Source organism: Helicobacter sp. L8, assembly GCF_003660355.1.
Lineage (GTDB): Bacteria > Campylobacterota > Campylobacteria > Campylobacterales > Helicobacteraceae > Helicobacter > Helicobacter labacensis.
On record NZ_QXQR01000029.1, the window covers coordinates 1 to 10,508 of the forward strand.

The 10,508-nt window shown below is 48.4% G+C and carries 12 protein-coding genes and 2 pseudogenes; all 14 read left to right on the forward strand.

The genetic code is table 11. From position 1 onward, the window contains the following. The first annotated feature begins 185 nt into the window (after window positions 1-185). Entirely contained in the window at window positions 186-1,103 is a 918-nt protein-coding gene (locus EAO37_RS08545; protein ID WP_120953232.1) for a cysteine synthase family protein, read from the forward strand. Window positions 1,104-1,114: 11 nt separating this feature from the next. Continuing rightward, window positions 1,115-2,257 carry a cystathionine gamma-synthase gene (locus EAO37_RS08550; RefSeq protein ID WP_120953235.1) on the forward strand — a complete coding sequence of 381 codons (1,143 nt, stop codon included), beginning with the start codon at window positions 1,115-1,117 and terminating at the stop codon, window positions 2,255-2,257. A gap of 18 nt (window positions 2,258-2,275) precedes the next feature. Then, window positions 2,276-2,734, forward strand: a complete 459-nt coding sequence (locus tag EAO37_RS08555; RefSeq protein ID WP_162983009.1) for an S-ribosylhomocysteine lyase — start codon at window positions 2,276-2,278, stop codon at window positions 2,732-2,734. Window positions 2,735-2,994: 260 nt separating this feature from the next. Beyond that, window positions 2,995-4,077: a site-specific integrase gene (locus tag EAO37_RS08560; protein ID WP_120953239.1), complete on the forward strand. Its 1,083-nt coding sequence runs from the start codon at window positions 2,995-2,997 to the stop codon at window positions 4,075-4,077. Then, complete coding sequence (locus EAO37_RS08565; RefSeq protein WP_120953242.1) at window positions 4,043-4,954, forward strand: helix-turn-helix domain-containing protein; 912 nt, start codon at window positions 4,043-4,045, stop codon at window positions 4,952-4,954. Before EAO37_RS08560 ends, EAO37_RS08565 begins: the two co-directional genes overlap by 35 nt. Before the next feature lie 147 nt (window positions 4,955-5,101). After that, a complete protein-coding gene (locus tag EAO37_RS09330; RefSeq protein WP_162983010.1) occupies window positions 5,102-5,347 on the forward strand; it encodes a hypothetical protein in 246 nt (81 codons plus the stop codon). Next, window positions 5,334-6,515 (forward strand): DnaB-like helicase C-terminal domain-containing protein, encoded by a 1,182-nt coding sequence (locus tag EAO37_RS08575; RefSeq protein ID WP_120953248.1) that lies wholly within the window; start codon window positions 5,334-5,336, stop codon window positions 6,513-6,515. Before EAO37_RS09330 ends, EAO37_RS08575 begins: the two co-directional genes overlap by 14 nt. Beyond that, on the forward strand, window positions 6,508-7,023 hold the full coding sequence (locus EAO37_RS08580; protein ID WP_120953251.1) for a hypothetical protein: 516 nt from the start codon (window positions 6,508-6,510) through the stop codon (window positions 7,021-7,023). The genes EAO37_RS08575 and EAO37_RS08580 overlap by 8 nt, the downstream gene beginning before the upstream one ends. Next, window positions 7,017-7,226 carry a hypothetical protein gene (locus EAO37_RS08585; RefSeq protein ID WP_120953254.1) on the forward strand — a complete coding sequence of 70 codons (210 nt, stop codon included), beginning with the start codon at window positions 7,017-7,019 and terminating at the stop codon, window positions 7,224-7,226. Before EAO37_RS08580 ends, EAO37_RS08585 begins: the two co-directional genes overlap by 7 nt. A 44-nt stretch (window positions 7,227-7,270) precedes the next feature. Continuing rightward, window positions 7,271-8,833, forward strand: coding sequence for a CHC2 zinc finger domain-containing protein (locus tag EAO37_RS08590; RefSeq protein WP_120953257.1), 1,563 nt, complete (start codon window positions 7,271-7,273; stop codon window positions 8,831-8,833). 53 nt (window positions 8,834-8,886) lie between these two features. Continuing rightward, window positions 8,887-9,000, forward strand: a pseudogene (locus tag EAO37_RS09745) (type II toxin-antitoxin system HicB family antitoxin); the annotation flags it as partial. Continuing rightward, window positions 8,993-9,088, forward strand: a pseudogene (locus EAO37_RS08600) (toxin-antitoxin system, toxin component, HicA family protein); the annotation flags it as partial. The pseudogenes EAO37_RS09745 and EAO37_RS08600, both read left to right, overlap by 8 nt. 61 nt (window positions 9,089-9,149) lie before the next feature. Next, window positions 9,150-9,689 (forward strand): Coiled-coil domain-containing protein, encoded by a 540-nt coding sequence (locus tag EAO37_RS08605; protein WP_120953263.1) that lies wholly within the window; start codon window positions 9,150-9,152, stop codon window positions 9,687-9,689. Window positions 9,690-9,697: 8 nt separating this feature from the next. Continuing rightward, window positions 9,698-10,429: a hypothetical protein gene (locus tag EAO37_RS08610; protein ID WP_240451793.1), complete on the forward strand. Its 732-nt coding sequence runs from the start codon at window positions 9,698-9,700 to the stop codon at window positions 10,427-10,429. Window positions 10,430-10,508 lie beyond the last annotated feature (79 nt).

Here is a 10,508-nt window from a genome sequence, read left to right on the forward strand (position 1 = left end):
TAATATTGAGAGCAAGGATTTATTGAGCCCGCAATTTGACACCCACAGAAAAAGAGTGTATTGCGCAAATAAGTTTTATGAAAAAACACCCTAAGATATTGTCAACTTTGGTGTAAGCACTCCTTAAGTGGAGTCAGACTAGCCTTAAAAAGCTAAATCCCAAAAGATAGTTAATAGGAGATCGCATGATCATCACCACCATGACACAAGCCATCGGTTCTACCCCCCTTTTTAAATTCACTAGCAAAGATTACCCCATCCCTGAAAAATCTTTCATTTACGCCAAATTGGAGCATTTAAACCCGGGGGGGAGCATTAAAGATCGCTTGGGGCAATATCTCATAGAAGAGGGGCTAAAAACGGGCAAGATCACCCCCCAAACGACTATCATTGAGCCCACCGCGGGCAATACGGGCATCGCCCTAGCTTTGTGCGCGCGCCAGCACGATCTCAAAACGATCTTTGTGGTCCCACAAAAATTTAGCCTAGAAAAACAACAAATTATGAGGGCTTTAGGGGCAAAGGTGATCAACACGCCTACTAATCAAGGCATCAAGGGGGCGATTGCTAAAAGCAAAGAGTTAGCCCAGAGTATCCCACATAGCTACCTGCCCCTACAATTTGAAAACCCGCTCAACCCACAAACCTATTATCACACTTTAGGACCAGAGATCATCCAAGACTTAAGCACCAATCTAACTAGCTTTGTGGCAGGAATTGGGAGTGGGGGCACTTTTGCGGGCACAGCTAAATATCTCAAAGAGAAAATCCCTGCGATTCGCTTGGTGGGGGTAGAACCAGAGGGTTCGATTTTAAATGGGGGAGAGCCTGGACCCCATGAAATTGAGGGCATTGGGGTAGAATTCATCCCCCCATTTTTTGACGATTTAAACATTGATGGCTTTGAGACCATCACAGATAAAGAGGGTTTTGATTGCACTAGGGAGCTAGCTAGAAAAAGTGGCTTATTGGTGGGGAGCTCTAGTGGGGCAGCTTTTGTGGCGGCACTGCGCGAGGTGCAACGCTTGCCAAATGGTAGTCAAGTTTTGACGATCTTCCCCGATATGGCTGATCGTTATTTATCTAAGGGTATTTATCTATAAAGGAGACAACCATGCGCATGCAAACAAAACTTATTCACGGGGGGATCAGTGAGGATAGCACAACAGGGGCGGTGAGTGTGCCTATTTATCAAACTTCTACCTACCGCCAAGAGGGGGTAGGTCGCCCTAAGGGCTATGAATACTCGCGCTCGGGCAACCCCACCCGTTTTGCCCTAGAAGAACTCATCGCGCACTTAGAGGGCGGGGTGAGGGGCTTTGCCTTTGCCTCTGGGCTAGCGGGTATCCATGCGGTGTTTTCTCTCTTGCAACAAGGCGATCATGTGCTCTTGGGTGATGATGTCTATGGAGGGACTTTTCGCCTCTTTGATCAGGTGCTTTCTAAATGCGGGCTTTCTTGCACGATCATAGACACCAGCGACCCCTCTGCAATCCAAAGGGCGATCAAACCCCACACCAAAGCCCTTTATTTAGAAACCCCTAGCAATCCCCTGCTTAAAATTACCGATCTCAAACAATGCGCGGGCATTGCCAAAGCGCATAAACTACTTAGCATTGTAGATAACACCTTTGCGACCCCCTATTACCAAAACCCCTTAGCTTCGGGTGCGGACATCGTGGTGCATAGTGGCACTAAATACTTAGGCGGGCATAGCGATGTGGTGGCTGGGCTGGTAACTACTAATAGCCAAGATTTAGCCGATCAGATTGCCTTTTATCAAAACGCTATTGGAGGGGTGTTAGGACCTTGGGATAGTTGGTTATTACAAAGAGGTATCAAAACCCTAGCCTTGCGCATGGAGGCACACCAACAAAACGCCCTGAATGTCGCTAAGTTTTTGCAAGCCCACCCCAAAGTAGAACAGGTCTATTACCCCGGTTTGCCCACCCACCCCAAGCACGATCTAGCCAAAGCACAAATGCGCGGGTTTTCTGGTGTGCTCTCTTTTACCCTTAAAAAGGATAGCGAGGCGATCCCCTTTGTAGAGAACCTGAAATTGTTCATTTTAGGCGAGAGTTTGGGCGGAGTGGAGAGTTTGGTAGGTGTCCCAGCTTTGATGACTCATGCGAGCATCCCTAAGCAACAGCGCGAGGCTGTGGGGATTAAAGATGGCTTAGTGCGCCTCTCTGTAGGGATCGAACACCCACAGGATTTATTAGAGGATTTAGAACAAGCCCTTGCTAAATTGGGCTAATTTGAAAAGGAGCAAAACATGAAAATGAATGTAGAAAGTTTTAATTTAGATCACACTAAAGTCAAAGCCCCCTATGTGCGTGTAGCCGATCGCAAGAGGGGAGAGGGCGGGGATGTGATTGTCAAATACGATGTGCGCTTGAAACAACCCAACCAAGAACACATGGACATGCCCAGTTTGCACTCTTTGGAGCACTTGGTGGCAGAACTCATCCGCAACCACGCGGATTATGTGCTAGATTGGTCGCCTATGGGTTGCCAGACGGGTTTTTACTTGTTGGTGTTAAACCACGACAATTACCATGAGATTTTAGAACTCTTAGAAAAAACCATGCAAGATGTGCTCAAGGCTAGCGAAGTGCCCGCAAGCAATGAAAAACAATGTGGCTGGGCAGCCAACCACACCCTAGAGGGCGCACAAGCCTTAGCGCGCGCCTTTTTAACCAAGCGCGCTGAGTGGAGCGAAGTGGGGGTTTAGGGGGGCAATGGAGGGGGCTTGTTTCAACTTTGCTAATTTTTCTCTTTTACTTCTTTTGAGAATACCACCCACACAACTCCCATCGCATAAATTTTAAGCCTCCTCACCCCATTAAGTATTACCCCAACTCTACACCCCCATTTGAAAAAACCCTAGCTTTTTTCCAAGTTGAATCCCCAAGGGGGGGCGTGCCAAATATGTGCCACAATGCGCCAAAGTTGTTACACTAGGCTTTTAAGCAAAAAACACAAGGAGAGCATATGCGCCAATCGCATGAGGAATTGAGGTTTATCAGCCGCAAAGGATGGCTTTATGGAGAAGTCTACATTGAGGGCAAGCGCAAACGCTTTAGCTTTAGAATGCTAGACACGCCACAAAACCGCGCCAAAGCCCAAGAGTTGCACGAGGGAAAAGATTGCCCAAAAAGCCCAGAGGGGGGGCGCGCCTTGGGCGATCTAGTGCAAGCCTACCAAAAACGCCTAGAATGGCTCAAACCCACATCTAAGCGATCCATCGCGTCCTTTTTAAGGCGCGTGGTAGAGCTACTAGGCGGAGCGCACACGCCGCTAAGCCGCATCAACAAAGACCTAGTGCACAACTTCTATTCCCAGCTAGTGGCTAGCAACACTTCCCAAGCGCACATCAACAATCTAGCCCACCAGCTTAAAGCCTTGTTAGCTTTTGGCGTGGAAGAGGACTTTTTGCAAGCCAGCCCCTTTTTAAAACCGCGCATTTCTTGCGCCAAAGAGCCCAAGGAGAAAGCCCCGCTAAGCCCACAGGAGGTAAGCAAGGTGCTTGATCTATGCGCTAATGAGGAGCTAAAGGACTATCTACAAGTCGCCTTTTACACGGGGGCGCGCCCGGGCGAAATCCTAGCCTTGAAGTGGAGCGATCTAGATTTTCAGAACAACACTATCCACATCACGCGCCAGATCAGCCAAAAAGGCGAGATCACAACCCCCAAGACTAGATCAAGCAAGCGCAAAATAGAAATGCTAGAGCCCGCTAAGCAAGCCTTCTTAAGGCTCAAGGGCAAGTCCCAAGATTCTTTTATTTTTAGACAAAAAGCCAAGGGGCGCGTAGACTTTGGGCGCAGATGGCTTGCGCTCTTGAAAAAAGCCCAGCTAGCCCCGCGCAAGCTCTATAGCACCCGCCACACCTTCGCCTCTATGGCTTTGAGCGCGGGGGTGAACTTATTGCGCGCCAGCGCGCTTTTAGGGCATAAAAACGCCTACATCACCCTAAGCGCCTATGCCGCCTACATCCCCCAAGATCACACCCCCCTATCTCTCTTTTTAAAGGACAGCCATGATCATCAAGTTCGCTCCCACACACAATTTTAGCGCGATTCCCAACGAGCTTATGCATGATCCCAGCCTTAGCCTTATGGCAAAAGCCATCGCGTGCTATCTTTGTTCTTTGCCCACCACATGGCAAGTTAACATCTTTTGCATGGCTAAGGCTCTTAAGCTCAACCGCGACACCATCTACAAGTATCTAACTGAGCTTAAGGCTAAGGGGTGGTTGATCATCAAGTCCTATCGAACCCAAAAGGGACTCTTCAGCGCCCAAAAAGATTACATCTTGCAAATCCCCAACACACCCAAAACCCCCGATGGCGGAGAAAACCAAGCCCCAAATACCCCAAAACCGCCACAAGCCCCCATTTTAGGGGGGTGTGATGCCCAAAACCCCGCAGAATGCGCAAGGGTTACGGCATCTGAACAAACCGCACAATTAAAAAGAAGTATAAAAAGAAACATGGGAGAAGCGCGCGCGCGAGATTCTTTTTTTAAGAAAGATTCCCAAGAACGCGTTTTACTCACAGATAGCGTCCAAACATTCCGGGAACTCTTGAGCCTTTGCCAAATCAACCTTAAAGGCTTGGACCCAGAAGAACAAAAAGCTTACTGCCAATTTCTAGCCCACCGCCAAGCGCGCACTAAAGTGTCCCATGCCATGAAAATCGCCATCCGCGATCGCTTGATCGAACTCAAAAACAAGGGCGCGGATGTGTGCGCGTGCGTGGATTTGAGTGTGCGCCGGGGCTACAACGACATCTTAGAGCCCAAGAACACCGACACACGCTTTTTAAGCCGTGTGAAAGCCCTCTTTGCAGAGCTTTATGAGACTTACAACGGGCTTAATGAAAATAACATCTTAGAGGTGATCCCCAAAGCTCTAGATCGCTGTTCTAAGCCCGCCAAGGAGCAGGCATGAAAAAGCCCCCCAAGGTGCACTCCGGAAGTTTCTTTTTAGAGCCTTCTTTTTTGGCGATCTTAGACCAAGCAAGCGGGATAGAGGGGCAGAGTCGCGCGCGTTTTGTAGAGCGCGCCATGCGTTTTTTATTGGCAAAAGGAGAAAGCCATGCGCGGTGGAAGAAATCCAAGCGCGCCTACAAGAGTGCGCAAAAAATTCATACTAAGCGAAGCTGTTCTAGTGCGTTTCAAGACGCGCGCGCGCCAAGAGAGACTAAGCCAAAACGCCCTATTGCAAGACGCGCTTTTGCAGAGCTTGTACATGCTAGCCAGCCAAAACCTCCACATTTACGCCCTTGTGCAAGCCAACCAAGCCTATTTAGCGCGCTTGAGGAGTGCCCATGCTAGATTTTGACCCCCTAGAGCTAGAAAGGCTCATTGTGCACAGCGTGTTAACCTACCCGCGCTATTTAGACCAACTCTTAGAGGGCATTTCTTTGAAATACTTTGAGAAGGCGCACCAGGACATCTTAGAATTTGTGATCCAACGCGTGGAGCAGGGGCTAGGCGTGGGCTATGAAGCCCTTCAGGTGGCTTTAGGGGCGTCCTTTTGTGCTAGCCCAGAATTTCAGGCGATCGTAGCCAAAGAGCCCCAGCCATCTTATTTGGACTTCAAGGAGGATTTAAAGCACGCCTTGAAGATGAAAACCCAAAAGGCTTTAGCTAGCCAGCTAGCCCAGTGCGCCCTAAGGGGGGAAGTCTTTGATCAAGAGTTTTTAGATCGTTACATCAGCCTTGAATCCAAGAATGTCTTTAAGAGTTTTGCCCAGTGGTGCGAGCACTTTGCCCACACCACCCCCCTAGAGAAATTGCCCAGTGGCATCGCGTCTTTAGACAAAGCCCTAGGCGGGGGTTTTGAAACCCAAAGCCTAGTGTTGATCGGGGGCGACCCAGACGCGGGAAAAACGATGTTAGGGCTACAGATTTTGAGCCACATTAGCCAGAGCGTGCGCGTGGCTTTTTTTTCCTTTGAGTTTCCCTTAAGGGGGCTTGTCCCTAAGTTACAAGAAGTGCAAGAATCCACCGCGCGCCTAGATGAAGAAAGGTTGCTTATCACCGATGTAGGGCAGGACTTAGAGGATGTGATCGCCCAGATCAAGGCGCGCGCCAAAGAGGGGGTGAAGGCGTTTTTGATCGATTCGCAATATTGCCTAGATGTGGCGCGGGATCGAATCCCCGAGGAAGAAGAGACGCGCAAATTTAAGAGGCTTTTGAGTGTGGCGCATGACCCGCATTTAGAGATCGTGATCTTTTTGATTGTCCAGTCAGCTAAGGGGGATTCTAGATCGCCCTTTAAAAGCAAGATGGGCGCGCACATGGCTAAGGTGTTTTTGCACATTGAAAAGGTGCACAACAAACAGGGAGAGGAAACAGCTTACCGCAAGGTGCACTTCATCAAAAACAAGCAGGGCGGTTTAGACAAGGTGCAACGCTTTAGAGTGAACCGCGAGCTGTATTGTTTTGAGGAGGACCATGAGAGCGACAAGCTAAAAAAGGATTTGGAAGGATTGATCAATGACTAAAAACACAGAGGATCGCACTTTTGCAAGCGGGCATGAGTTTGAAAAAGAGGCAAATGAAAAGGTAGCCCAAGCGCGCGCCTTCATAGAGGGGGGGGGATGTGGCTTTAGCTTTTTCCAGCTAGGCATATGCGATGAAAAGCCCGCTATCTTTGTGCTAGGCTCCCCCCCCGTGGAGAGTGTCTATGTGGATAAGGGGTTAATAGTGCACTTGCCCAGGGAGGTTATTAATCTAGGGGGGCTAAAAGCCCTACTCTTTGAATACGAGGGGAATTTGTACCATTGGTGCGACATCTATGCGCACGCGCTCCACCCCTATATTTTGATGTTGGAGCAAAAAACCCAGAACGATTTTTTTGTCTTCCCCGCTAAGGGCGTGTTTGTTTTGCCAAGCAATTTTAGCGGGATTGTGCAGCACAGCTACCAAAATGGGAAATACCACCTAGATTACACATTGCGCCAAATGCACTTAGAGTATTTGGCGCTAAAACTCAAGGAGAAAGCATGTTAGAAGAAAACTACACCCAAGAAGAGACTTACCCTATCTATGTTCGCAAAAGCGTGTACGACGCTCTAGAGCGTTTCAGCCAAGATAGAGGCGTGCTAAGCGATGGCATAGAAGGCTATTTAGAACGCCTAGTGTGTCCTAGTTGCGGGCAGGGGGATTCTCAAGCCCCCTTGTGCAAAGAATGCGCGCGGTATTATGATGACTAGGCGCACCCCAAGTCCGCTAAATTTAGAGCCAGATCGGGGGCTTTTTGGTTAAGAACCTAGATGCCCTTAAGGACAAAATAGACATTCTAGCCTTTTTTGAGGCTTTAGGGCTTGAAATGCGGCGCAATGGGAGCGTATATAGCGCGATCTGTCCCATACACCCCGAGAGAACACCCAGCTTTACTATTTACCCACATAGCGCATCATGGTATTGTTTTGGGTGCGCTAGGGGGGGGGATGCTTTTAGGTTTATCCAAGAGTTTAGGGGGGTGGACTTCAAGGACGCGCTCATAGAAGTGGCGCGTATTTTCAACTTTCCCCTAGAGTTCAGCGCGCAAGCCCCCCAAAAGCCCGGCTACACCACTCTAGCGCGCGCGGTTGAAATATTTGCCCACGCGCTTAAAAAAGAAAGCGTTGTTTTAGACTATCTAGCCAAGCGCGGGCTGTCTAGCCAACTCATAGAAGACTACCAGTTGGGTTTTTGCAACCAAGAAGCCCTAGATGCCCTAAGATCAGAATTTGGGCAAGAAGCCTTGTTAGAATGCGGGCTTTTAGAGGGGCTTTTCAAGTGGCGCATTATGTTCCCCTTGAGAGATTTTGCTAGACGGGTGTGTGGCTTTAGCGCGCGCTTATGCGCGCCCAGAACACCATCTTTAAAAGACGCGCCCAAATACATTAATTCAAGGCAGAACGCCTACTTTGACAAATCTAAGATACTTTGGAATTTGCACCGCGCCCTAGGAAGCATCATGCTCAAAAAACAAGCCATCATCACAGAAGGCTTTTTAGATGTAGCCGGTTTTGAAGCTTTTGGCTACCCTAATGTGGTGTGCTGTGTGGGCACAGCCTTTAGCCAAGCGCATTTAGAGCATTTAGCTAGCATGAATGTAGAAATTGTCTTTAGTTTTGATCAAGACGAGGCCGGACAGAAAGCCAACATGCGCGCGCTAGAAATGTGCTTTAAGCGCGCTTATAGCCATGTGGGTGTTGTAAGGTTTAAGGACACCCAGATCAAGGACATGGGAGAAGCCTTGAAGAGTGGTGTCAAGCCCGACCTATTCAAGACGCATGGGTGGAGCTATTTTAGCAACACCAAGCTAGACTCTAGCCAGCCCCCCCACTTGTTAGATGGAAACTATTATGCGCTTTTGGAACTCATAGAGAACTACCCCCCCTTTTTGAAACACTTTTGCCTAAGCCATTTGCGCGCGCCCAACATGGAGGCTATTAGGCAGGACACACAAGAGCGCAAGCGCGCTTTAGTGCGCGCCACGCCCGCCCTTCAAGCTAGCCCGCTATGGCTAGAGGGCAGGATTTTAGCCACAATGCTCATTAGCGCGGAGTTTAGATACACCGCCAAACGCTTTTTAAGCGCGCAGGACTTCCACCTACAAGACGAGTTTAACGCTTTAGCTAGGGAGGACTTAGGCAGAGTGGGCAGGTTAGATGTGCGCTTTAAACCCCTTGAGCCTTCTAGTTGGCAGGAGAGTTTATTAGCTTTTAAGATCAGGCGTTTACATTTTAGTTTGCAAGAGGCGCTAGAGCGGGGCGACACCCACCACGCGGACGCGCTAAAAGCCAAACTAGCCCAAATACAGGGGGGTTAGAGAATCGTACTTGAATCTTTCAATTCACGTTTTATTCAAGTAAGGTTATGTCAATGATTCTAAACGCTATCATTGAGAAGGACGAGTTTGGGTATTTTGCTTTTGTTCCTTCTTTGAAAGGCTGTGTATCGCAAGGGGATAGTTTGCAAGAAGCTCTAAATAATATTTTTGTTGAGGCAGAAAGGTAGTCATAGGATTTATTTGAAAGGCAAAATTAGACAAGTCTTGCCCTATCATTCCGGTAAAATTTTACACCTTTTAACCCTTGTTTTTTTTGCGCTTTTCTGCTTAAAATGCGCAAAAAATAAGGACACGCATGGACGCACAGCCCAGCCTAGAACAGCAAGAAAACCAGCTAAAAGTCTTAAAAGATGAGATCGCCCAAGCAGAAGCCAGCCTTGAGGGCGATTTTGCCAAGTGGGCATCTGAAAACATAGACGCACAGCTAGAGGGGCTTTTTTTTGACGACAAAGAAGCCTTCATCAAAAAGCTTTTAGAAATGCAAAACCAGTTTCTAAAGGACAATTTAGGGAGCAAAGTCCAGCAGGCAAACGACTTACAGGGGCAAATCCACACCAAGAAAGGGGAGCAAGAAGTCCAGCAAGCCCAAGCCGATTTTTTAGCCAAGCACCCCGATGCCAATATGGAGGAGATGGTAGCTTTTTACCAAGACGATTTGCCACCCAAATACAAGAAGGAGCTAGACAATTTGCAAGGAGTGGAGTTTTTTGAAACCCTTTACCAGCTTTTTAAAAGCTACAAGGGCGAGGAGGAAAACCTACCCCAACGCCTAGAAGGTCAAGCCGCCCCCGCTAACAACCCCAACCCCCAAGAATTAGTCATGGATAGATTTTAGGAGAAAACATGAGCTTGTCAGACTTGAACAACATCAACTTAGCCAATTGGAAGGATGATCCCAATGTGAGCGTGCAGATTGCCAAGAGCATCGAGCTAGCCAGTTGGAAGAAAAGCCCTTTTGAGCCCTTGACGGGTAGAGGGAGCGATAGAGGTGTGCGCAGCTACATTGTAGCAGATAACCAGCCCTATAGACCCCGCCTTAAAGCCCAGTTAAGCGGAACAGGGGTGAAGGGCAACAGCGATTTTAATAGCAACTTTGACAATTTAGAAATTTTGAGTCAAACCATTTACCCGGAGGTGGTGGGCAATGCGATCAAGAGCGAGATCAAGCATTACAGCGCGTTAAAGCATATTGACTTCATCAAAGAAGCTTCAGATAGCTTAACTGAGTGGATTCAAACCAAGAGAGATCGCCAGCTAGTGTGCGCGCTATGCAATGATTTTAGCAATGTCGTTGTGTGCGACGCCACAGAGGGCTATAAAACCCCCCAGCCCACAGATAGCCCAGCGGACTTAACTAAACAAATCCAAGCCGATGATGTGATGAGCTTAAAAGCCCTAAGACGCGCGATTTTTCAAGCCAGGGCGGGTATTAAGCACAACAACACCCAAGCTTTTCCCCTAAAACCCATTCGAAGCGAGATGGTAACCACCGGGGGGGTGAGTGTGCAAAATTACAGCTATATCATCTTGCTAGATAGCTTTGCGATCAGCCAGCGTGAATCACCCACCCGCTAAAGACGGGTGGGCTTCTTGTTTCAACGATCCATAACTAGCTGTATCTAGTATGTAGCCATACTTGGTTACAGCCCCATTA